The 21,945-nt window shown below is 67.4% G+C and carries 18 protein-coding genes and 3 tRNA genes; 6 read left to right on the top strand and 15 right to left on the bottom strand.

The window, feature by feature from the left end; genetic code table 11:
- Window positions 1-52: 52 nt before the first annotated feature.
- The 5 genes from GOALK_RS07080 to GOALK_RS07060 are packed head-to-tail and all read right to left on the bottom strand — an operon-like array spanning window position 53 to window position 9,799.
- Window positions 53-1,537, bottom strand: coding sequence for a condensation domain-containing protein (locus GOALK_RS07080; RefSeq protein WP_006358119.1), 1,485 nt, complete (start codon window positions 1,535-1,537; stop codon window positions 53-55).
- On the bottom strand, window positions 1,525-3,885 hold the full coding sequence (locus GOALK_RS07075; protein WP_006358118.1) for a penicillin acylase family protein: 2,361 nt from the start codon (window positions 3,883-3,885) through the stop codon (window positions 1,525-1,527). The genes GOALK_RS07080 and GOALK_RS07075 overlap by 13 nt, the downstream gene beginning before the upstream one ends.
- Window positions 3,882-5,681, bottom strand: coding sequence for an IucA/IucC family protein (locus tag GOALK_RS07070; RefSeq protein WP_006358117.1), 1,800 nt, complete (start codon window positions 5,679-5,681; stop codon window positions 3,882-3,884). Before GOALK_RS07070 ends, GOALK_RS07075 begins: the two co-directional genes overlap by 4 nt.
- 4 nt (window positions 5,682-5,685) lie before the next feature.
- The gene (locus tag GOALK_RS07065) at window positions 5,686-6,294 is read right to left on the bottom strand and encodes a GNAT family N-acetyltransferase (RefSeq protein WP_006358116.1); all 609 of its coding nucleotides are present in this window, start codon (window positions 6,292-6,294) and stop codon (window positions 5,686-5,688) included.
- Between the two features lie 49 nt (window positions 6,295-6,343).
- A complete protein-coding gene (locus GOALK_RS07060; protein WP_006358115.1) occupies window positions 6,344-9,799 on the bottom strand; it encodes a non-ribosomal peptide synthetase in 3,456 nt (1,151 codons plus the stop codon).
- Window positions 9,800-10,132: 333 nt separating this feature from the next.
- On the opposite strand from GOALK_RS07060, the gene mbtM reads away from it, so the two are divergent.
- Both mbtM and GOALK_RS07050 read left to right on the top strand, forming a co-directional pair.
- Window positions 10,133-11,797, top strand: a complete 1,665-nt coding sequence (gene mbtM / locus GOALK_RS07055; protein ID WP_006358114.1) for a long-chain-fatty acid--ACP ligase MbtM — start codon at window positions 10,133-10,135, stop codon at window positions 11,795-11,797.
- Complete coding sequence (locus GOALK_RS07050) at window positions 11,794-12,549, top strand: siderophore-interacting protein (RefSeq protein WP_006358113.1); 756 nt, start codon at window positions 11,794-11,796, stop codon at window positions 12,547-12,549. The genes mbtM and GOALK_RS07050 overlap by 4 nt, the downstream gene beginning before the upstream one ends.
- Window positions 12,550-12,589: 40 nt before the next feature.
- Here GOALK_RS07050 and GOALK_RS07045 read toward each other — a convergent pair whose 3' ends face one another.
- The 5 genes from GOALK_RS07045 to GOALK_RS07025 are packed head-to-tail and all read right to left on the bottom strand — an operon-like array spanning window position 12,590 to window position 16,166.
- On the bottom strand, window positions 12,590-13,375 hold the full coding sequence (locus GOALK_RS07045; RefSeq protein ID WP_006358112.1) for an exodeoxyribonuclease III: 786 nt from the start codon (window positions 13,373-13,375) through the stop codon (window positions 12,590-12,592).
- Window positions 13,376-13,888 carry a barstar family protein gene (locus tag GOALK_RS07040; RefSeq protein ID WP_006358111.1) on the bottom strand — a complete coding sequence of 171 codons (513 nt, stop codon included), beginning with the start codon at window positions 13,886-13,888 and terminating at the stop codon, window positions 13,376-13,378.
- A complete protein-coding gene (locus GOALK_RS07035) occupies window positions 13,885-14,496 on the bottom strand; it encodes a guanyl-specific ribonuclease (RefSeq protein ID WP_035755228.1) in 612 nt (203 codons plus the stop codon). The genes GOALK_RS07040 and GOALK_RS07035 overlap by 4 nt, the downstream gene beginning before the upstream one ends.
- Window positions 14,496-15,521: an N-acetylglutamate synthase, CG3035 family gene (locus tag GOALK_RS07030; protein ID WP_006358109.1), complete on the bottom strand. Its 1,026-nt coding sequence runs from the start codon at window positions 15,519-15,521 to the stop codon at window positions 14,496-14,498. The genes GOALK_RS07035 and GOALK_RS07030 overlap by 1 nt, the downstream gene beginning before the upstream one ends.
- 30 nt (window positions 15,522-15,551) lie before the next feature.
- Window positions 15,552-16,166: a peptide deformylase gene (locus GOALK_RS07025; RefSeq protein ID WP_006358108.1), complete on the bottom strand. Its 615-nt coding sequence runs from the start codon at window positions 16,164-16,166 to the stop codon at window positions 15,552-15,554.
- A 249-nt stretch (window positions 16,167-16,415) separates the two neighbouring features.
- Here GOALK_RS07025 and napA point away from each other — a divergent pair, with 249 nt between their 5' ends.
- The 4 genes from napA to GOALK_RS07005 all read left to right on the top strand — a co-directional run bounded on the left by napA (window position 16,416) and on the right by GOALK_RS07005 (window position 19,267).
- Window positions 16,416-16,760, top strand: a complete 345-nt coding sequence (gene napA / locus GOALK_RS07020; RefSeq protein ID WP_006358107.1) for a nucleoid-associated protein NapA — start codon at window positions 16,416-16,418, stop codon at window positions 16,758-16,760.
- A gap of 47 nt (window positions 16,761-16,807) precedes the next feature.
- Window positions 16,808-17,293 carry a LytR C-terminal domain-containing protein gene (locus GOALK_RS07015; protein WP_006358106.1) on the top strand — a complete coding sequence of 162 codons (486 nt, stop codon included), beginning with the start codon at window positions 16,808-16,810 and terminating at the stop codon, window positions 17,291-17,293.
- Window positions 17,294-17,431: 138 nt separating this feature from the next.
- Window positions 17,432-18,112, top strand: a complete 681-nt coding sequence (locus tag GOALK_RS07010) for a superoxide dismutase family protein (RefSeq protein WP_006358105.1) — start codon at window positions 17,432-17,434, stop codon at window positions 18,110-18,112.
- A 33-nt stretch (window positions 18,113-18,145) separates the two neighbouring features.
- Window positions 18,146-19,267 carry a glutamate--cysteine ligase gene (locus tag GOALK_RS07005; protein ID WP_006358104.1) on the top strand — a complete coding sequence of 374 codons (1,122 nt, stop codon included), beginning with the start codon at window positions 18,146-18,148 and terminating at the stop codon, window positions 19,265-19,267.
- Window positions 19,268-19,477: 210 nt separating this feature from the next.
- On the opposite strand, the gene GOALK_RS07000 is transcribed toward GOALK_RS07005, so the two are convergent.
- The 5 genes from GOALK_RS07000 to GOALK_RS06985 form a co-directional block, all read right to left on the bottom strand.
- Window positions 19,478-19,551: transfer RNA gene (locus tag GOALK_RS07000), tRNA-Phe, on the bottom strand.
- A 56-nt stretch (window positions 19,552-19,607) separates the two neighbouring features.
- Window positions 19,608-19,681: transfer RNA gene (locus tag GOALK_RS06995), tRNA-Asp, on the bottom strand.
- Window positions 19,682-19,709: 28 nt separating this feature from the next.
- A tRNA-Glu gene (locus GOALK_RS06990) sits at window positions 19,710-19,782 on the bottom strand.
- 150 nt (window positions 19,783-19,932) lie between these two features.
- Complete coding sequence (locus GOALK_RS23380) at window positions 19,933-21,000, bottom strand: DNA cytosine methyltransferase (RefSeq protein ID WP_075863630.1); 1,068 nt, start codon at window positions 20,998-21,000, stop codon at window positions 19,933-19,935.
- A 61-nt stretch (window positions 21,001-21,061) separates the two neighbouring features.
- Window positions 21,062-21,829, bottom strand: coding sequence for a type II restriction endonuclease (locus GOALK_RS06985; protein WP_006358102.1), 768 nt, complete (start codon window positions 21,827-21,829; stop codon window positions 21,062-21,064).
- Between the last annotated feature and the right edge of the window lie 116 nt (window positions 21,830-21,945).

Raw genomic sequence — 21,945 nt, 5'->3', positions numbered from 1 at the left:
TCTTCGGTGGTTGTCCGGTTCTGTGCTGAGTTGCTGTGCGAGTGTCGTTCCGTCACGCCGGGACTCGTCTCTCGAGGTTCGCGAGGAGTTCGGCGACGGTGCCGTCCAGCGCGGCGGGGATGAGATCGACGAGTGCGGTCAACACCCCGGTGGAGCGTACGGCGATGTGGTCCGGAACTATTCCGGGCTGGTGGTCGACCTCCACATGGGTGGAGTGGTCGTCGGCTTCGAAGGCGATCGACAACGGATAGTTCGCGATGCCGTTAAACACCGATCGACAGGTGACCGGCGCGTGGTCGGGTTGCGGGATGCCGCGCAGCGGAGCGGGCCGCACCGAGGCCATGATCTCCATGATCGGGAACCGTCCGCCCTGCTGACGGAGTGCGGTCAGGATCGGCCCGAAGTCGGTGCCGGAGTGCTCCATCGCCCGGTAGATCACCGCGGCCGCGGTGCGCAGGGTCTGCTCGACGGTCGCGGTCGGATCGACGCGGAAACGCATCGGGATGATGTTGCCGCAGTAGCCGATGTGATGCGGCGACTGCGAGCGTCGTCGATTGTCGGCCGGGACGACGAGCACATGGTCGGATGCGCCGGTCAGCGCGTAGGCGGCCAGCGAGCACACGCCGATGAGCAGCGCATTCGGCGTCGCGCCGACCGTCTGCGCGACCCGGTCGAAGGCGGTCAGCGATTCGTCGGCGACCGGGGCGGCGACTTTGAGGCCCGCACGATCGTCCATGGGGGAGAGCCAGCTCTCCGCGGCGCTCTCGGCGGGCAGTTCGCCGGAGAGCGGGTGACGCACGTCCTCGGCGGCCCAGGTCGACAGCGCATGCCGCACAGCGGACTCGGCAGCCTCGGTCGCGGCGGCGGCATCCGGGGTTGCCGGGCGGGAATCGGCGTCGGCGTCCCCCGCCCATTCGCCCGACACGAGCGTGCCCAGCAGCAGTGGCCAGGAGGTGTCGTCGACCGCGAGGTGATGGACGACCAGGATCATCGTCACCTCTCCGTCCCGTCCCGACACACGCAGGCGCAACGGCACCTCGGAGAACAGGTCGAATGGTGTACGCGTCATCCGCGTTGCCACGGTGTCGATTTCTGCTGGGTCGATTTCTGCCGGGTCGGTGTCGGCCGACTCGTCCGCGACATCCTCGAAGCCCCAGGACCATACCGAATGCTCGGTGTCCCACTGGCCTTCTCGCTGCACCTGAACACGATGGGGCACATCCGCGTCGTCGACCTCGACGACCGACCGCAGCACCTCGAAACGCTCGACGAGCAGTTCCGCCGCGGCGACCACGGATTCGACGGTGCGACTGCCACCGAACTCCAGGACGAGACCGATGTTGTGGGACACCGATTCCGGGTCGAGCTCGTAGATCTTCCACATCCGGCGCTCGGCGATCCCGAACTGTCCGAACAAGGCCGGGGTCTCGGTGCGCGTGTCGGGCCGGGTTTCATCGGCCGGACCCGACAGCGCCCCGCCGGACTCCGCGATCCGTCGGCGCAGCAGTGTGAGTCGCGCTTCGGTCAACGTGGGCACGATTCCCCCTTCGTCGGAGTGGCAGTGGGAGTGGCGGTCGAAGTGGTCTGGTGGGTGGCTTCGGCGTCCTGTGCGCGCAGGGCCGCCCAGTCGCGGGCGACAGGGATCAGCCGGCCGTCGGCCCACAACCGGGCCTGGTCCTGGAAGTGTTCGGAGTCCGGGTCGCCGGAAGCGCCGAGCGGCACCACCCAACGGCTCGCGTGCGGATCGGCGAGATCCCAGACATAGCGGGCAGCGGAGCCGGTGATGCACACGTGGGTGCCGACCGCAGATGCGTTGGCGAACACGCACTCCGAATCCCCGGCAAGGGGCAGGGGGGTGGGTCGCAGCGTCGCGAACAGCTCCGGATGGCGAGGCGACGCGCCGACGAGATCGAACCCGTGGATCGGGGCGAGCACATGCACGGTGCCCCAGTCGGGGACGTGTCCGATCGTCTCGGTGCGGGCGACGACGGCGTCGAGCGCGGCGGCTGCGACCTCGTCGATGTCGATCCCGATCAGTGTGCAGTTGGCGATCATCGTCGTGATCGCGGTCGCGAGGCGGGGTTCCGGGACGAACCACGGCTGGAACACGGCGGGGAAGCCGTGCGGACCGCGCAGTGGCGCAAGGGCATCGGTGCGCGCGACGCCGAGTACGAGCTGGCTGCGGACCTCGGCGAACAGGAAGGCGTCGGTGCTGTCGGCAGCCATGGTGCGGTCCCAGGCCAGGATGCGCTGCCGGATGCCCTCGGCGGCCGGGGAATTGCCCACGACCCGGGCGAGGAGTTGCTGGACCACCGCGGCCTGGTCGAGGACGACGTCGCGGTGGATGTCGGCGCAATCCTCGGGATCGACAGTGTCGAGAGCATCGAGGCGGGTGGTGATCCGATCGGCGCGGAACGCCTCCACACACTCCGTCGTGATCGGTTGCAGCGCAGGAACCGCGGAAATCCGTTGGTTCGCGGTCACACTCACACCGCCGTCGGCGACTTTCGGATCGAAGCCCGGGTCGCCGAGCGAACCGGCTTCGTAGCCCTTCCACTGGTAGCGCTCGTCCCAGCCGGGAACAGGGAGCCAGTAGTTCTCCGGGGCGCGGACGGGAACGCGGCCGGCCACGTGGGTGACCGTGGTCCCGTCGCGGTGCGCGATGACGGCGCGGTTCACCGGTTCGACCCACGACGACAGTGCGGCTTCGACGTCGGAGACCGAGCGGGCGAACAGGAGGTCGAGTGGGGCGTCGAAGGTGACGTCCTCGGAGAGCAGCGGCGACCGCAGGCTCATCGCGAACGGCTCGTCCGGACCGCCGAAGACGACGGCACCGTTGTGGGTGGTGATCACCTCGACGGCAACAAATGCGGAGTCGCGGACGGCGATCTGCTCGGTGTGGACGGTCGCCGGGACGCGGTGTCCGCCGGGCACCTCGACGAGAAGTGTCCCGTCCTCGTCGCGGGTCAACCGCTCGACGTAGAGGTCCTGGTAGTCGGCCATCGCATTCGTGATGCCCCAGGCGATCTCGGGGCCCTGCGCGAAGTGTGGAACGCCGGGGACACCGGCGAAGGCGAAGCCCACCACGTCGAAGGACTGTGCCGGATCGGTCGAGGCGAGATGGAACTGCTCGTAGATGCCGGGCAGCTCGAGGAACCTGTGGGGATCGCCGGCCACGATCGGGGACCCGGTCGTGCTGCGGGCGGCGGACACCCCCCATGCGTTGCTGCCCGACATCGGATCACCCAGGTTGACGGTCTCACCGACGGGGGAACCCGCGGCAGGCGTGGGCCGCGTGAGGTCGAGGATCTCGCGCAAGAACTGTTGGTCCGGCATCGGCGGCACGGTCGGATCGTGCTCGCTGCCCTCGAATGCCCAGAACCGCAGCGCATCCGACCCGGTCGCGCGGCAGGCGTGCAGCCGGAACAGTTTCGTCGTGAACCGGCCGAACAGAACGTGGTGCATGATGAAGACCGAGATCGGGGTCCACGGCCGCCACGGTTCCGGCTCGTGGTCGAGTGCGGCGAGTTCCGGTGCGGGCGGCGCGGTCTCGGCAAGGGTGCTGTTCACGCCGTCGGCATAGGCGCGTAGCAGGCGTCGGGTGCGGTCGGACGACGCGTGGTACATCTGCTCGGCAACCGCGTCGAGCCGGGCGCGCCGCGCGAAGGTGTCCCATTCGACGCAGGATTCGCCGAACACCTCGGCGGTACGCCCCTCGGCGCGCAGACGCATGAACTCGATCTGCCAGCGGCGGTCCTGCCCGCAGGCGCGGCCCTGTCCGTACAGCGCGTCGGCCGGTGTGACGGCCAGAACATGCGGGATGCCGTGCGCGTCGCGCAGGATCTCCGCGGGGGACGTGTCGGGTGCCGGGGTCGTGACGGTCACTGGCGTCCCCGTTCGGCGACGGGATTGACGAGCCGGTGTCCGGCGTCGACGAGGGATGCGTAGGAGTCCTCGATGTCGACCATGCGCTTGTTGTTCCGCAGCTGCAGGCCGTTCATGTGTACCGCGCCGAACTCCGGTGCGAAGAGATCCCATTTCGCGAACTGGTCGGCAAGATCGGGATGCGTGTCGACGAACTCGCGCAGACTGTCGGCCACCAGGTCCCACAACTCCTCGTCGGTCACGAGTCGGTGGGTGTGGAGGACATCCGCCAGCGGACGCAGGTAGTCGTCGAAGACGTCCGAGAGCACGCCGAGGTTGCGGATCTCGTCGGGCTCGGTGGTGAGGACGCGAGCGCAGCTCTCCGGCAAATCCTCCGGCTCGCCGAAGACCGACACCTCCTCGCCGATGTCCTTGAGGATCGCGCGGACCGGAACCCCTTCGTCGAGAACGAGGATCAGGTTCTCGCCGTGGGGGGAGAACTTCAGCTCGTACCGGTACAGCAGGTAGGCGATCGGGTGGAGGTATGTGCGCAGGTAGCGCCGGATCCATTCGGCGGCCGGTATCCCCGACCGCGCGATGAATGCGCCCACCAGTGGGTCGCCGTGGTGGTCGACGTGCAGGAGCGCGGCCATGGTGGAGAGCTGCTCGCCGCCACGCACCAGTGTGACCGGACTCTGGCGCCACAGCGCCGAGAGGATCTTGCGGTACTCCGACCCCGGCTGGGTGATCGGGGTGAAGGTGGGACTGCGGTAACCGATGGCGGCGACCTCGAAGATCATCTCGAAGCCGATTGCGGCGAGATACGGGTCGTCGGCGACGAGTCCGCGGACCCAGTTGTTGATCAGCGGGGTGGTGCGCATGTAGTCCGCCGACATGCCCCGGGTGAAGCCCATGTTCACGATCGACAGGGCGCCCTTCACGTAGTGACGGGTGGGCGTAGTCGCGTTGAAGACCGTGCGGATCGACTGCTGCGCCTGGTACAGATCGGGGCTCTCGCCCACGAACACGATGCGGCGGTCGGCGAGATCGGCCGAGTAGAGCTTCCGGACCTTCTCCGTCCACTGCCACGGATGAACGGGCAGATAGCGGTAATCGTCGGGATCACAACCGGATTCGCGAAGCACTGTATCGAACTCCGCCAGGGTGTCGGCGCCGAGTTCGTCGACGAGCATGGCGTCGTAGTCGACGCCGCTCACCGTCGCCACGTCGCAGTCCTCACGGCGGGCGGCGACCCAGACGAGCCGGAAGTGGTTGCCGACCTCCGGTGCGTAACGGTCGATGTCGTCGGCGCTGAAGCCGAGGCGCCCGGCGTTCGCCACGATGCACGGGTGACCCTCGGTCATCGTCCTCTCGATGGTCTGGAAGTCCGCGTGCGCGAGATCGGCTGCGGTGATGCGTCGTTCGTCAGGCCGGTCGGCACTGATCGCGAGAGTGCTGATGAACTCCTCGAGGTACTCCGGCAGCGCCTGCGGGCCGATGCCGAGCATCGGGGCGAGGTCGACGACCAGCGCGACGGCGTCGACGGGCAGTTCCTCCCCATCGCGCACCCGGCGCAACGAGGACTCCTCGATCGCCCAGTTCTCCAGGGACAGGACCTCGGCACGGAAGTGATAGTCGGTGCGGCCGTCGGCGGAACCGACCACGTAGCGACCCGGGCCGGTCTCGACCGGACTCAAGGCGCGTTCGTGGGAGAACTCGGCCAGGATCTTCCGCGCGATCCTGCGGTGATACACCTGCCGATACGACACGGTGTCCGTCTGCCCGGTCCGTGCGGGACGGATCTGTTCGATCGTCAACGGGCTACGCTCCCAGGTCCGTAACCTCGACGGCGCCGACACTGGTGCCGCCGGCGGTGACGCGGAGGAAGTCGTCTCGCGTGCAGTAGCTCAGGTGTGCGGTCTTGTTGCCGACCGGGTAGTCGCCGTCGACCCGGAAGCCGACGCTCGCGTTGAGGCGGTGCACCGCGGTGTTGCGGACGTCGGGTTCGACGACCACCCGCGCGGCGCCGACCTCGAGGATCGCCGTCCGCATGATGTGCAGCATCACCGTGCCGGTGAAGCCGGGCAGGGCCTGCTCGGAGTGGGCCACGAGCAGATGCATCCCGATGTCGCCCTCGGCGTGGACGTAACCGCTTGCGGGGTCGGCGAGTTCGCTGGTCTGCGGATCGTACAGTTCGAACAGGAACTGCGGCCGCCCGTCGTGGTAGCCCAGGCGCATGCCGTAGGGCGTACCGGCCGTTGCCGCCGCGGTGTCCCGGATCATCTTCTCCACGTCCGCGACGGAGCTCTCCAGCATGTCCCAGTACTTGGCCTTGGGATGGGTCAGCCACCCGTGGACCGTGATGGCGTGCGACACGTCGTCGAGATCGACCGAGTGCAGGTCGTACGTGGGTGCCGATGAAGTGGTCATGATGCCTTTGCTGTCGGGGTGTCTGGTGGAAGCGGGCCTGCTGGATGCGTCAGGTGCCGGCGAGTTCGGCATCCACCTGTTGGTCGGAGAGGGCCACGACGTCGAGGAGGATCGCGGCGACCCGCTCGACCCGGGTGCCTTCGAGGGCGGTGAGCCGCTCGGCGAGACCCGCGATCGTCCGGTGACCGAAGATGTCGGCGACCGACAGTCGCGGGGCGTCGAGCCAGGTGCGGGACAGGGCCACGAGTCGGGTGGCCTGCACCGAGTCACCGCCGAGTGAGATGAAGTCCTCGGTGACGCCGATCGGCCGGACGGGCAGCACCTCGGAGAAGATCACGACGAGCGCCTCCTCGAGCGGGGTGCGCGGTGCGACGACCTGTGGGCCGCCCTCGGCGGTGTCGACGAGTGCCGCCAGGGCCTTGCGGTCGTACTTCCCGTTCGCGGTCAACGGCAACGCGTCGAGGACGGTGACAGTCCGCGGGATCATGTGCGGCGGAAGGGACTCGGACAGACGGTCCCGGATCGCGTTCTCGTCGATGACCGTTCCGGCGGCAACGACCGCGGCTTGAAGATCCCGGCCGTCGGACCAGGCGACCGCCGACGCGACCTCGTCGAGAGCGAGCAGGCCTGCTTCGACCTCGCCTAGCTCCACGCGATAGCCGCGGACCTTCACCATGTGGTCGGCGCGGCCGAGGAAGTCGAGGAAACCGCCGGGTAGGTACCGGGCGAGATCGCCTGTGCGATACCACTTCTCGCCGTCGTGATGAACGAAACGATCGGCGGTGCGCTCGGGATCGCCACGATAACCGTCGGCGACGCCGGCGCCACCGATCCACAGTTCGCCGGGGACGAGGTCGGGCCGATCGCGGCCGGTCTCGTCGACGACTCGGCAGCGAACGCCGCGCAGCGGAACACCGTAGGGCACGAACGCCATTCCGGCCGGGACGTCGTCCGCCTCGCAGATGGTGGAGTGGATGGCGGTCTCGGTGGTACCGCCCAGTCCGGCGACGCGGCAGTCGGGCAGTTGTGTGGCGACTCGTTCGAGCAGCGAGACGTCGACCTTGTCGCCGCCCATGATGATCATCCGCATCGATGGCGGCAGTGAATCGATGTCGAGGATCATCCCGAGGATCGACGGCACGCAGTTGAGCACGGACACCGAGTGTTCGGCGAGGAGTCGCACCCAGTCATCGACCTTGGTGCGTTCGTCGTCGCCGGGTACGACGACGGCGCCGCCGACCGCGAGGAGACCGAAGATGTCGAAGACGGAGAGGTCGAACTCGAGCGAGGAGACCTGCAGGCTGCGGTCACGGGCGTCGATCGAGTAACGGTCGACGAGGTCGGAGATGGTGGCCACCGCGGCGCGATGGGGGACCTGGACGCCCTTGGGCAGTCCCGTCGATCCGGACGTGAACAGGATGTAGGCCAACTCCTCGCCGGTGACCTCCACCGGGTCGACCGGTGCTGAGGTGCGTGCCGCGTCGAGGTCGATGACGGTGGGGCCGTTGGACTCCGTCCAGGCGTCGACATCGGCGGTGAGCACGGCGCGTGGTCCGGCGATGGAGACGATGCGGTCTCGTCGGGTCGCGGGCTGCGTCGGCGCGATCGGCACGTAGGCGGCGCCCACGGCCAGGACGGCGAGCGCGGCGACGACCTGGTCGCCACCCTTGGGCAGGTTGACGACGACGGTGTCGCCGGTGCAGACGCCCGCGGCGGCGAGTGCGCCCGCCACCCGAAGTGCCTCGTCGGTGAGTTCGCCGTGCGTCCACGTCCGGGAATCGGTGGTGACCGCCGGGGTCGTCGGCCGTTGCGCCGCGCGACCGAAGATCGTGCCGTGCAGTGTCCCGTCGAAGGTGTCGGTGTCGGGCAGCGGTCGCTCGACCGAAAGTCGCTGTGCACGGACGTCATCGGCGACCGGGTCGGGTGCCGGGACATCCCATTCGCCGTCGACGAGGAGACCGAGAAGCCGGACGTAGTAGTCGAACATCGCGCGGGCAGTGGACTCGTCGAGGTCGGACACCCGGACGTCCCAGTTCAGGAGCAGTCCCCCGGCGATCTCGGTGACCTGGGCGTCGAGCAGCACCTGGGGCCCCTGCGACACGATCCAGGCGGGGTCGCCGAGGACGTCGGTCGCCTGAGGGGAGAACAGGTCGCCGAGCCCGAGCGCGCTGGTGAACACGACCGGCGAGATGACGGATTCGCCTCGGGCTCGGCCGAGTTCGCGGAGGACGTCGAGACCGCTCATCGATCCGTGAGCAGCGGCATCGTGCATCGCCGAGCGCATCTGGCGTGCACGCTCGGCGAGCGTTGCCGATTCGCTCAGGTCGGCCTCGACGAGGATCGACGAGGTGAAGTCGCCGACCACACGCTCGACGTCGGCATGGATCCGGGGACGATCGAACAGCGGAACGGTCAGCAGGAAACGGGAATTCGCCGCATGGGTGCCGACCGCCTCGGCGAAGACCGCCGCCACCGCGGCCGCGGGGGTCACACCTCGACGATGGGCGTGCTCCTCGAGACGCTTCCATTCCGAGGCCGAGACCGAATGGTGCAAGCGGACGCTGCGCGGCTCCACCTCGCCGCGGGCGGCGCGGTCGTCGAGCGGGAGTTCCGGCGGTCCGGGCAGGTGCGGGATGCGCTCCCGCCACCAGGCGAGGTCTTCGTCGCGGATCTCGCGGGAGGTTCGGTCGGCGGTGATCGTCGCGAAGGTGACACCCAGTTCGGGCAGGGTCTCCCCGCGGTAGAGGCGAGCGAAGTCGTCGACGAGGACGCGGTAGCTCATGGCGTCGGCCGCGATCATGTCGACGTCGAGGTGCACGCGGGTGGACCCGTCGGGCAGCAGACTCAGTTCCGCGCGGATGACCGCGCCCTCTTCGACGGGCAGGGTGCGATGCGTTCCGTGGGAACGCGTTTCGGCGAGTATCTTCTCGACCATCTCGGCCGACTGGCTGCGCAGATCGTGAACGGCGATCGCGTCCGGGTGTGCGGGCCCGACGACCTGCGTGCCGTCGGGGAGCACACGGACCCGCAGCATCGGATGACGCTCCATCAGCTCACCCATGGCGGTGGTGAAGCGGTCGGGATCGAGGCCGTGGCCGTCGAACTCGATGTAGAGGTGCGCGGCCACATTGCCGAACGCATGGCTGTCGGACCGTCCGATCCAATAGGCGTGCTGCATCGGCGCCAGTGGGAAAGGTGCTGTGGGATCGACGTTCTCCGGCGATGCGCTCATCTCCGCGGGAGTCGACGGTCCGCCGAGGAGCGCGGTCCAGGCGTCGAGGGTGGGGGAGGCGGCGAGGCGGGCGAAGTCGATGTCGATGCCGCGTTTGCGCCAGGTGCCGGCCAGTCGCATCATGCGCAGGGAGTCGAGGCCCTGGGCGATGAGGTCTCCGGTGGGGTCGAGGGACTCAGGTGTGACGCCGAGGGCGGCAGCGACCTGGGCCCGGATGTCGGCGGGGCTGACGAGGTCCGCGATGGGGGGAGTCATCTCAGGATTCGTGGCCATCAGCCGATTGCCTCTCGCGGGTCGGAAACGTCTTTCACTCGAGCACTCTGCCCAATTTAGGGTAGGTTATACTAACTAGTCGCTGTACGAAACGCCCGCTCCGGGCACTAGACTTAGGTAAGCCTAAGTTGCGGACCGTCGTCTGGCCAGATGATCTGAATCACGCCGCCATCGACGGTGGACGGGCTCTTGTGCGCTATGAAGTTTAGGCTAACCTATCCAAGGGTGGCGGGCCGACACCGGGCGCCGCGACCCGCGCGATACATGCGAACCGGACGCATCCACACGAACACGACAGCCGACACACGCGGTCGGCGAGAACGGGGAACGAACATGTCGCAGAGCAGCGTGGTTCTGGAGGAAACAGGCTCGACCAACACCCTCGCGGCGACCGTCCGCGAGGCGATGCTGGCCGGGGACACCACGCTGTCCGTGCTCGACTCCGAATCCGGCGAATGGGTGATCGCGCCCTGGCGCGAGGTTCACGCGCGCGCCGAACAGATCGCGGTGCAGCTCCTCGCCGACAGTGACCTGCACGAGCCGCTCGCCGTCGGTCTCATCGGCGATCCCACGGTCGACCTCATCGCTGCGATCCAGGGCGCATGGCTCGCCGGCGTTCCGGTGAGCATCCTGCCCGGACCCATCCGCGGAGCCGACGAGAGCCGCTGGGCGGAGACCACCTACAGGCGATTCGTCTCGATCGGCGTCGGCACCGTCCTCGGGAGCGGCTCCCAGCTCGATCTGCTCACCAAGGTCGACGGGCAGCTCCGCATCGCTAGGGTCGCCGAATACGGGATCGCCGCCGACACCAGCGGCTTCGTCGCCCGCAATGTCAACCCCAACAGCGTCGCGGTCCTGCAGGGCACCGCCGGATCGACCGGTGATCCGAAGACCGCGGTCCTCACGGCGTCGGCGGTGTACTCCAACGCCATCGAATTGGTGAGCCGCCTGGGTATGCACCGCACCCGCGACACCGGGTTCACCTGGTTGCCGCTCTACCACGACATGGGACTGATGTTCCTCCTCGCCGGAATGACGACGGGCATCCCCGCCTACGTGGTGCCGAACACGGCCTTCGCGGCCGCGCCGTTCAAGTGGATGCAGTGGCTGACCGAGACGAAGGCCACCGTCACCGCCGCCCCGAACTTCGCCTACGACATCCTCGGACGCTACGGAAAGCTCCTGCGCGACATCGACCTGTCGAACCTCCGTGTCGCGATCAGCGGCGGCGAACCCATCGACGCCGACGCCTTCGACAAGTTCCTGGAGGCCACGGCGCCGTTCGGCTTCGAGCCTTCGGCCGCCGCACCCGCCTACGGTATGGCCGAATCCGCCTGTGCCGTCACGATGCCCGCGGTCGGCGAGGGCGCGCACTACGACGAGGTCACCGTGACCCCGCCCGGCGGTGGCGAACCCATCCGCCGGCGATACGCGCTCCTCGGAAAGCCGCTGGGCGGCATGCAGGTTCGGATCGTCGAACCGAATGTGGACGTTCCGGTCATCGACGGGCGTTCGGTCGGGCACGTTGAGATCCGGGGTACCTCGATGATGCGCGGTTATCTCGGCGGCCCCGACCTCGGTGCGGGGGAATGGTTCGCCACCGGAGACCTCGGTTACCTGATCGACGACCGACTGGTCATCTGTGGACGCGCCAAAGAGGTCATCATCGTCGCCGGCCGCAACCTGTTCCCGATCGAGATCGAGCGTGCCGCCGCGGAGGTCGCGGGCGTGCGCCGGGGCGGTGTGGTCGCGATGGCCCGCGGTGAGGGCTCGTCGCGCCCGGGTCTGGTGATCCTCGCCGAGTACAAGGGTTCGGACCCGGACAAGGCTCGCGCCGAGGTCAACTCGGAGGTGGCGTCGGCGTGCGGGATCATGCCCGCCGAGGTGATCTTCGTGGCACCCGACGCGGTTCCGCGCACCACGTCGGGCAAGATCCGTCGCCTCGAGACCCGGCAGATGGTCGAGGACGGGGCGTTCGAAACCATCGGACAGAAGTGAGTCAAGTCGCGACGAAGGGCCGCGGCTGGCAGGGCGCCGTCCTCAAACTCCTCGGCGGCGACGACTTCGAGCTGACCGTGACCGGCACCCAGGTCGTCACCGATCACTATGTGCGCCTGACGTTCACCGGCGGCGGTCTTCTGGCGAAGCGGGCACTGCACCCCACTATGTGGATCCGGATGTGGTTCGACGACGCGGGCAAACTCCACCAGCGCGGCTACACCCTGGTCGACGCCGATCCCGCAGCCGACACCTTCGGCATCGAGTTCGCCCTCCACAACGGCATCGCGGCCCGCTGGGCTCAGCACGCGCGGGTCGGGGACACGATCACCGCCACCGTGATGGGTTCCAAGTTCACGATGCCCGGCGACGAGGTCCGCGGCTGGATCATCGCCGGCGACCCGGCCTCGCTCCCGGCGATCAACTCGCTGCTCGACGCGATCGGTGCCTCCGGCAGACCGGAGACGCCCGCGACGTTGTGGTTGGAGTACCAGCACGAGAGCGACAAGGCCCTGCCGGTGCGGGCCCGCGCACATGACACCATCCACTGGATCGCGCGTGAACACGACGGCGTCGCCCTCGTCGACGCGGTGCGGTCCTCGGCATTCGCCGCGGGCGACCACTTCGGTTGGGTCGCACTCGATTCGGTGAGCACCCGTGCGGTCGCGGCGTCGCTGAAGGACGAGTACGGCATCCCCAAGAAGTCGGTGAAGGCACAGGCCTACTGGATTCCGGGCAAGTCCTTCGCCTGACCCTTCGAGACGCTCGCAAGCTCGCTCCTCAGGGAGCGGGTTATCCGAGGTCGAAGACGACCGGCGCGTGATCGCTGGCGCCCTTGCGTTTCCGCGCCTCGCGGTCGATGTGCGCGCCCATGACACGCGTGTCGAGTGCAGGTGAGCAGAACGCGTAGTCGATGCGCATGCCCTCGTTGCGGGGGAACCGCAACTGCGTGTAATCCCAGAACGTGTAGCCCGGGGCATAGGGGAGGGCGGAGTCGACCAGGCCGCCGTCCAGGAACCGCTGCACCGCAGCGCGTTCCGGTGGCGTGACGTGGGTGCGTCCCTCGAAGTACGTGCGATCCCAGACGTCGTCGTCGGTCTGCGCGACGTTCCAGTCGCCGGCCAGCATCATCTCGGCGGCGGGGTCGTGGGCCAGACGCAACGCGATGTGGTCACCGAGGGCGTCGAGCCAACGGAGCTTGTACTCGTAGTGCGGGTCCTCGGGTGTCCGCCCGTTGGGCACGTACAGGCTCCACACCCGGATTCCCGCGCACACCGCCGAGATCGCGCGGGCCTCACGGATCGGCTGGTTGTCGACCGGATACGTGGGTACCCCGTCGAAGGCGATCTCGACGGCGTCGAGTCCGATTCGCGATGCGATCGCCACACCGTTGTAGGCGCCCTGCCCGACGTGGGCGACGTCGTACCCGGACGCAAGGAAGCTCATCAGCGGGAAAGCGTCGTCGTGACACTTGGTCTCCTGCATCGCGAGGACGTCGATATCGGCCGATTCCATCCACTCGACCACCGATTCCGATCGTGCGCGGATGGAGTTGACGTTCCACGTGGCGAACCGCATTCAGCACTCCCCGATGCTGTCGAGGTCGGCGACCGGCACACCGGCGCCGTCCCAGCGCGTGCGTACGGCCGAGGCGCGTGACGAGGAGGTCGACAGGACCAGTGCGAAAGTCCGCCCCAGGTCGCGATAGTGATCGCGGTAGAAGCCGATCGAGTCGGCGAACCAGGTGAAGGTCGCGTCGTCCTCGTCGAGCAGGCGGTGAGCCTGGGTGACGTGGGTGACGATGGAAGCCGGAGTGCGGCCGTCGGCATCGGGGGCGTCGAGATCGCGCATGCAGTCGTCGAAGGCATCTCGGTTGCGGCCGAAGTGATCGGGGAAGTCCCACACGCGCGCGAAGGCGGTGTACATGGCCCCGGTGGTGGTCGCCGCGGTGCCGCTGATGGTGCGCAGGCGGACGCCTGGACCGAGGTCGGGCAACTCCGGGGAGAGCGTGAGTCCGACCGCCGGGCCGTCGTTCCCCGCGCCGTCGAGGAAACGGCGGAGGCGACTGCCGAAATCGTCGTGCGAGGTCATGACGGTCCTCGAATCAGGATGAACGAGCGGTAGTGATCGGCTGTGTACCAGGCGGTTCCGTCGCTCCCGGTGACGATCCGCTCGGCGTCCCGGCTGCGGCCGGGCTCCTTCGGGTTGACGTCCCATTCCCGGTATGCGACACGGCGGCCGTCGGCATCCGTGGCCGGCAGACGACGCTCGTTGTTACGGAAGGTGATCCCGCCCTTCGTCCCCGGTGCGCGGGCGGCCTCCGGCCACTCGCCGGCGTCGATGAGCGCGAGGGTGCGCGTGACGTGCGCGGGGGCCGCCGCGGGTGCCGGCGTCTTCGCCGTGGAGGTCCTCGTCCTGCTCGACTTCGGGGCCGTGGTCTCGGAAGTTGTGTTGCGGGCCGTCGACTCGGCTGTGGTCGACGTGGCAGCAGTGGTCTTGCCGGCCGACGTCCGGACGGTCGAACTCTTCGACGAGGCCGAACCCGCGGTGACCGACTCGTCGGCGCCGGAATCGCTGCCGCTGTTGATGAACCAGGTGATCGCGAACACCAGCGCGATGACGACGAAGGCGGCCGCGGTGATCACCGCCTGCCGGCGGCGTTGGGCAACGGCCGGCGTCGAGCGTGAACGGCTTGGCATCAGAGTTCCTGGGGTGCGGGGTCGGGGGTGACGTACCGGTAGCTGTGGTGCAGGCCGAAGCCGAGTCGGCGGTACCAGGCGCCGGCGAGGCGGTTTGTCGTCTCGACCTGCAGGTACGCACGAGCGGCGCCCTGCTGAGCGCCCCATGCCACCAGCTCGGCGAGGATCTGCGAGGACAACCCCCTCCGGCGTCGTTCCGGGTCGGTCCACAGTGCCGACAGTCCCAACCACCGTCGGCCGTCCGGGGATTCGGTGACCACGCCGCGGCCGATCGCGATGACCGCCGATGACTCGTCGCGGATCGCGGCGAAGACCGGCGGCCCGTCGCCGGCGGTCACCACCTGCCGTACGGCGTCGGTGGCGTCCTCGACGTCGGTGTCTTCGCCGGCACGGTGCCCGGTGTAGGCGGCGAGCCATTCGGCATGCGGCTCGTCGGATAGACGAACTGCGTCGGAACGGGACCCGGCCAGCCGTGCCGTCAGCGGCGCCGCGTCGCAGGTGAGCATCTGCACCTCGATGTCCTGGACGCCGCCGACGGTGGCGGCCTTCACCAGGCGCTCGGGAAGTGCGAGAAGGGGCGGCAGGTCCCGTTCGGCGTACCACCGCGCGATCCGGGCGAGCGTCGTCGCGTCCGGGTGGGCCGACATGTCCAGTGGGATCGCGGAGTTCGCGCGGCGGCTGAACCCGTGTCCGGCGCGGACGAACCACCCGGCGATCCACGCGGTCTCCACTCCCGGCCAGGATCGTGCCGCGACACCCTCCAGGGCGCGGATCTCCTTGTTACGCACCGGCGTCGCCGAGAGGAGCCGCACCGAGGTGACGGTGGCAGCGGGGATCGACACCACCTCGCCGTCGCGTTCGAGGCGAAGCGGATCGGTGTCGTCGAGCAGGACGCCGGTGACATCCGATTGCGCCGCATCGGGATTGCCGCGCCAGTCTGCGGGCGTCGAGTCACCCAGCAGATAGCGCACGACGACCCGGTCGCCGATCACGGCGCCCGACTTCGTCGTGTGCAGCTGGGACACTGTCGCCCGGTGTGGCCTGATCAGTGGCGGTCAGTCGTCGTCGTCATCGTCGTCGTGCCCGAACGGGTCGGCGACGGCGCCCGGCAGCCAGGTCAGTCCGGGGACACCCCACTTGTTGCGCTTGATGGCCTTCTTCGCGGCGCGCGCATTGCGGCCGACGAGCACGTCGACATAGAGGAAGCCGTCGAGGTGGCCGACCTCGTGCTGCAGCATCCGGGCGAAGAAGCCGTTGCCCTCGATGACGATCTCGGCGCCGGTCCGGTCGACGCCGGTGACGCGTGCCCAGTCGGCGCGGCCGGTGGGGAACTGCTCGCCCGGCACCGACAAGCAACCCTCGTCGTTGTCGTCGGGATCGGGCATGGTCTCGGGGATCTCGGAGGTCTCCAGGACCGGGTTGATCACCTCGCCGCGGCGTCGGGTCGCCATGCGGTCGCCGTCGGGGCAGTCGTAGACGAACATGCGTGACCCGACCCCGACCTGGTTGGCGGCCAGTCCGACGCCGTGGGCGGCATCCATGGTCTCGAACATGTCGTCGAGGAGGGTGATGACCTCCGGCGACGGACGGCCGTCCGCGTCGAGTGGGACCGGGGAGGTGGGCTGGTGCAGCACCGGCTCGCCCACGATGCAGATCGGGAGAATCGCCATGTCGATCACCCTAACGCTGCTCAGAGCGCCGCAACGACGCCGGGTACGGCGTCGCGGACCGGCCGTGCGTCGTGGCGAGTCACAGCACGATCGGACGCCCTGACCGTGGTTAGATTGTCTGCGAACCACACTGTTGTGATTCGTCGCCGTGCCGCCGATGTCCGATTCGTTCCGTCTGGATCGGCCCGCCGGTTCCGTGCACGTCAGCGACGGTGTGAGGGTCATCAGGTTTATCGGTGAGGGAGTGAGATGGACGGCGCAACCGCGCGTAGCCAGAACGACGGCGAGCAACCCACCCCCGACAACGGAGCCCAGCCCGACCCGCACGAGGTCGGTGCGGACGGTCTGTCGCGCCGAGAACACGACATCCTGGCCTTCGAACGTCAGTGGTGGAAGTACGCCGGCGCCAAGGAAGAAGCCATCAAGGAACTGTTCGGCCTGTCGGCGACCCGGTACTACCAGGTGCTCAACGCGCTGGTCGACCGGCCGGAGGCACTGGCCGCGGATCCCATGCTCGTCAAGCGACTCCGCCGCCTCCGTGCGTCGCGCCAGAAGGCCCGCGCCGCGCGCCGTCTGGGCTTCGAGATCACCTGAGACGCTGACCCCGGTCAGCCACCCGAGGTGCGTTAAGGTCGTCGGTGATGAATGCAGACCGTGAGCCCAATCGCCTGCCGCTGCGCGCGGGGGCGATGATGCTCTTCGCAGTGGCCGTCGTCTTCATCGGGCTCGGCTGGCATTCCGCGGCGACCTCGGGAAGCGAACCCCAGGCCACCGAGACCACCGCGACCGCCACCCCGACACCCGCCTCCACCACGTCGTCGACCTCCGCGTCGTCGACGACGAAGCGGGTGTGCGTGATCAACGCCGGTCAGGTGTCCGGACTCGCCTCGGATGTGAGTGACCTGCTGAAGGAGAAGGGCTACACGATGGCCCAGCCCGGCAACTACACCGCCGGCGGTTTCAGCGAGAACACGATCTTCTACGACTCGGACTCCGACAAGGCCCAGGCCGACGAGCTTGCGAAGGCACTGGGCGGCACGGTCTCGGTCGAGGAGCGTCCCAGCTCGTTCACCCGATGCAAGGGCGGGGTCCCGGTGATCGTGGTGACCGCGGTCAGTGGATCGTGACGCACGCGGCCGGACTATCGTCGAATCATTCGCACAACTTCAACAGCGCGCAGTGCAGTCGTCGCGCACCGTTGGGCCGACGCCCAGTGAACCGCCCACAGCCGGGCGAAGCCCCGGTGACAGTGATCAAGGAGTGACATGTCCGGACGTTCGAAACTCACCGCGTCGCGCGCCCTCGCCGCGCTGGCTTCCGCGGGACTGATCGGGGTCGCCCTGGCCGGGTGCAGCCCCGACCAGAACCCCACGGATGTCCCCGGCACGACACCGCCGGTGATCTCCGACAAGCCGCTGCCCCCGGGTGCCGCGGACAACGTCGACGACGAGCCCAGCGGTCAGGTCGCGACCGCCGAGATCAAGGACACCTCCGGCAAGGTCGTCGGCGAGGCCACCTTCTCGGCCGAGTCCCAGGGCGACGGCCCGGTCACGGTCAGCGTGCGTGTCACCGACGGTGACCTACCCGCAGGCTTCCACGGCATGCACATCCACGAGAACGGCACCTGCGACGCCGGTTCCGGTGGGGCACAGGCCTTCACCTCGGCCGGTGGGCACCTGCAGGTCGACGGCAGCACCAGCCACCCCGCAAGCGGTGACCTGGTCTCGATCAACATCCTCGAAGACCACACCGGTCGTACCGTGACGACCACCGACGCGGTGAAGCTGGATCAGGTCTTCGGCAAGGCCATCATGATCCACGAGAAGCCCGACAACTTCGGCAACATCCCGGCCGACAAGTACCCGGGTGGACCGAAGGAAGAAACCCTGAAGACCGGTGACGCCGGCTCGCGCATCGCGTGCGGCGTCATCGAAGAGCGCAGCTAGGCACCCGCGATCCGGCACCGGGCGCGGCCGCCCATGTCACCGATCGAGTTCGACGGGTCGCCGACCCCCACGCTGGGGGTCGAGTGGGAATTCGCTCTGACCGACAAGGTCACCGGCGATCTGTCGAACTCGGCGGCGGCGCTCTTCGCCGCGGTCGGTGAGCATCACCCCGACCGTGAGGGGAAGATCCACAAGGAACTGCTCCGCAACACCGTCGAACTCGTGACGGGAATCTGCCGCACCACCGGTGAGGCGATCGCGGATCTGACCGACACCCTCGGCGTCGTACGGGTCCTGACCGAGGAACTCGGCGTCGACCTCTACGGCGCCGGCACGCATCCCTTCGCCGAGTACTCGACGCAGTTGCTGACCGAAGGTCACCGCTACGCCGAGCTCATCGAACGCACCCAGTGGTGGGGTCGGCAGATGCTCATCTGGGGCGTCCACGTCCACGTCGGGATCAGCCACCGCGACAAGGTGCTCCCGATCCTCGACTCCCTGCTGAACTTCTATCCGCACCTGCTGGCGCTGTCCTCGTCGTCGCCGATGTGGGCCGGTCAGGACACCGGTTACGCCAGCAACCGCGCGATGATGTTCCAACAGCTCCCCACCGCGGGACTGCCGTTCCAGTTCGAGACGTGGGACCAGTTCGAGGCCTTCGTCGCCGACCAGAAGACGACCGGCATCATCGACCACCTCAACGAGATCCGCTGGGACATCCGCCCGTCACCGCATCTCGGCACCATCGAGGTCCGCGTCTGCGACGGCATGACCAACCTCGACGAGCTCTCCGCGATCGTCGCACTGATCCACTGTCTCGTCGTCGACCTCGACCGCCGGTTCTCGGCGGGGGAGACCCTGCCGACGATGGCACCCTGGCTGGTCCAGGAGAACAAGTGGCGCGCAGCGCGATACGGCCTCGACGCCATCGTCATCCTCGACGGGCAGTGCCGGGAGGAACTCGTCACCGACGATCTGCATCGGCTGCTCGAACGCCTCCAGCCGATCGCACGCGACCTCGGCTGCGTCGACGAACTCGCCGGCGTGGAGCGCATCATCACGCAGGGTGCCAGCTATCAGCGGCAACGCGCGGTGTACCGCGACACCCACTCGATGCGCGATGTCGTCGCATCGGTTGTGGCCGAGCTGGATTGACCCCTCGGTACGCCCCTCCGCACCGCCTGAGGACCGTGGACCGGGGCTCCATCGGCGGATTCGCGGCGAGAAGCAGCGGCAAGTGGCGGCTTGGTTGAACTCGGCTCAAGGTAGGCACGGTGTGCGACGGTCCTAAGCCGTGAACCGGCGAACTCTCGACTCTCGTCCTTGTTCCCTATGACGACAGGGCGCGATACTAGCGCGACTAGGTGGCCAGGGCCGGGATCGAACCGGCGACCTTTCGCTTTTCAGGCGAACGCTCGTACCAACTGAGCTACCTGGCCGCGGGCACCCGTTTCGGATGCCTTGCGCAAATCGCCGGATTCTCCGGCGTCAACTGCGACCCTGACGGGACTCGAACCCGCGACCTCCGCCGTGACAGGGCGGCGCGCTAACCAACTGCGCCACAGGGCCTTGCTGTACTACGTCAGTCCGAAGACTGTACCCCCTACGGGATTCGAACCCGCGCTACCGCCTTGAAAGGGCGGCGTCCTAGGCCGCTAGACGAAGGGGGCTCGGTGCGACTCGCCCCATGGTTGCAGCGCAAGCCGAACACGTTACATCAGCTTAGGGTAGGTCCCCGCCGGAGCCAAATCGCACAGCAGGAACCACAACTCCAGTCTGTTTGTGGAGGCGCGTTGGAGAGCTGCCGGTCACGGCGCACTTCACCTCCGAATTGCGGACTGAACCTGTTCCAGCACGCGCTGCGCCAGGAGAGGTGGCACGGAGTTACCCAACTGATACTGAACGCTCGCACGCCCTCCTACGAACTCGAATTCGTCGGGAAACGTAAACAGGCGCTTTACCTCGGGAACGCGCAGTCTTCGGTTGTCCCAGTGGAATGGTCCGACATTGGGGCCTGGTTGCGCCTGGATCGTAGGCGATGGCTTGCCGGGGTCAAGCTTCAACAAGAATGACCAGTAGCGGCTCCGCCACTTGAAGAGCGGCTGGGGATGGCCCCTTTCCTCGGTGTAATGGAGGTAGTTGCCGCCTGGCGGAATGTCCTTCAGTAACTTGCCGTATTGTCCGCCGAGGGTCTCTTCCCGCTCTGGCTCTGTGACCAGGCCTGCCAGAGCCTCGCCTGCCGTGACGTGCGGTCTGTCGGCGGTTCCTGTCGCCCTCCGCTCCCACTTGCCGCCGTGCGTAGCCTTCGGCAGCGTTGGTGTTGGCGTGCCTTTAGGGGTTCCGACAATGAATAGTCGTGGGCGGGCCTGTGGCACACCGTAGTCCGCAGCATTGAGAACCGCCATATTGCAGTCATAACCCGCTTCGTCGATCTCCCGAAGTAGACGCGTAAGCGCAGGTCTGCTGGCTTGGTTGTTGTAGGTCAGTGCATATACATTCTCGAGCACAAACGCTCGCGGCCGAGACTCTCGGAGAACGCGGGTGTACTCCTGCAGAAGGGAGGCGTCAGGGTCGAGTCCTGAACGCTTCCATTCGAGCCAGAACCCGCTCTTCGAGAACGGTGTGCATGGGGGCCCTCCCACGAGCAGGTCTGGTCTCTGCCCTTTGCGAAGACCAGCTGCCTTAAGGATCTCAGTCGTGGAAGTTTCTAGGATGTCCTTGTGGATCACCGGAGCGCCCAGCTTGGGGAAGTTCTTCTCCATTGTCATCGCAGCATCTGCGTGGCGTTCAACAGCAGCCCGGACGTCAAATCCCGCGAGTTCGGCACCCAGGTCGAGGCCTCCGGCCCCTGAGAACAGTGAGATTGCTACGCCGCGGGTGGTCGCCATGCTAGAAAGCTTCTCACGGCTGTCCGACACCCACGTATGGGACTCACCCACAGGATGCGATCTACTGGCGACGCATCTTGTCTAGCAGCTGAACAACTACAGGTGCTGTCTTGAACTTGTACTTGCGCCAGTAGGTGTAGAACTCTTCGGGTGTCGCGAACGCACCTCTGCCGTCCCGAAGCGCATCGATGTCCTTAACTGCTCCGATGTACTCGCGTGTAGTGGAGGAACGTTGCTCGCTGGCGATCTTCCATGGTTGCTGAACGATCAGTTCCAGGTCCCGAACCCTCCCGGAAGCTTTGTCATCGAGAGTGTAAATACCGAGAACGTCGAGGTGCGAAGTGTAGTCGGCGAAGGGACGAAACGTACCAGGAAACTGCAGGTCAGGGTGCTTAAAGTAAGTGTTACCTGTGTAGAGGGTTATCGCGCTCTGGGTCTTGTTCGCTGGAGTGCCGCTCTTGCGGACAGCGCGTCGAGCGACTTTGATGTCGATGGCGTGATACCCGCCCCCGAAAGCGTCGCCGCTGATTTCGAGGTCTGGGTAACCGCGCTCGGTCCCTCGCTCCGCGAAGGCGCTGGTTAGGCTCGATATGCGGTCGATAAGGAACCCGACGATGCCGACCTCAAGAACGTTCGCGAGCGCGGCCGGCTCCTTCGGTAAGGGGAGGATGTGCCCACCAGCTGCTAGCTGCTTCAGTAGATCGACTTCATCCTTCGCGGTCAGCGGCCACGCGTGGTCGCCTTCTATACGATATGCGCCTCCGAGGCCGAAGGTGTATTCCGAACACTGGGCTCGTAGCCAGTTCTCCAAGTCGAGCGATTCCGTCACAGACGCAGCATCTCATGAAGGATTTCAGCAGCGACAGAGCGTAACGTCGCGAACTAGGACGGAGGTGTTCGTGGCTTTAGTGGCAGAACGAAGAACAGGCAGAAACAGTCGTTGAT

The sequence above is a fragment of the Gordonia alkanivorans NBRC 16433 genome (assembly GCF_000225505.1).
Lineage (GTDB): Bacteria > Actinomycetota > Actinomycetes > Mycobacteriales > Mycobacteriaceae > Gordonia > Gordonia alkanivorans.
Note: the sequence above shows the minus strand (reverse complement) of the source record. Positions and strands in the feature narration are given on the sequence as shown.

Excerpts from the sequence above, each read along its gene's own strand:
- GOALK_RS07065 (WP_006358116.1), bottom strand. The coding sequence starts at position 6,294 with ATGACCACTTCATCGGCACCCACGTACGACCTGCACTCGGTCGATCTC.
- GOALK_RS07060 (WP_006358115.1), bottom strand. The coding sequence starts at position 9,799 with ATGGCCACGAATCCTGAGATGACTCCCCCCATCGCGGACCTCGTCAGC.
- mbtM (WP_006358114.1), top strand. The coding sequence starts at position 10,133 with ATGTCGCAGAGCAGCGTGGTTCTGGAGGAAACAGGCTCGACCAACACC.
- GOALK_RS07045 (WP_006358112.1), bottom strand. The coding sequence starts at position 13,375 with ATGCGGTTCGCCACGTGGAACGTCAACTCCATCCGCGCACGATCGGAA.
- GOALK_RS07040 (WP_006358111.1), bottom strand. The coding sequence starts at position 13,888 with ATGACCTCGCACGACGATTTCGGCAGTCGCCTCCGCCGTTTCCTCGAC.
- GOALK_RS07035 (WP_035755228.1), bottom strand. The coding sequence starts at position 14,496 with ATGCCAAGCCGTTCACGCTCGACGCCGGCCGTTGCCCAACGCCGCCGG.
- GOALK_RS07025 (WP_006358108.1), bottom strand. The coding sequence starts at position 16,166 with ATGGCGATTCTCCCGATCTGCATCGTGGGCGAGCCGGTGCTGCACCAG.
- napA (WP_006358107.1), top strand. The coding sequence starts at position 16,416 with ATGGACGGCGCAACCGCGCGTAGCCAGAACGACGGCGAGCAACCCACC.
- GOALK_RS07015 (WP_006358106.1), top strand. The coding sequence starts at position 16,808 with ATGAATGCAGACCGTGAGCCCAATCGCCTGCCGCTGCGCGCGGGGGCG.
- GOALK_RS07010 (WP_006358105.1), top strand. The coding sequence starts at position 17,432 with ATGTCCGGACGTTCGAAACTCACCGCGTCGCGCGCCCTCGCCGCGCTG.
- GOALK_RS07005 (WP_006358104.1), top strand. The coding sequence starts at position 18,146 with ATGTCACCGATCGAGTTCGACGGGTCGCCGACCCCCACGCTGGGGGTC.
- GOALK_RS23380 (WP_075863630.1), bottom strand. The coding sequence starts at position 21,000 with ATGGCGACCACCCGCGGCGTAGCAATCTCACTGTTCTCAGGGGCCGGA.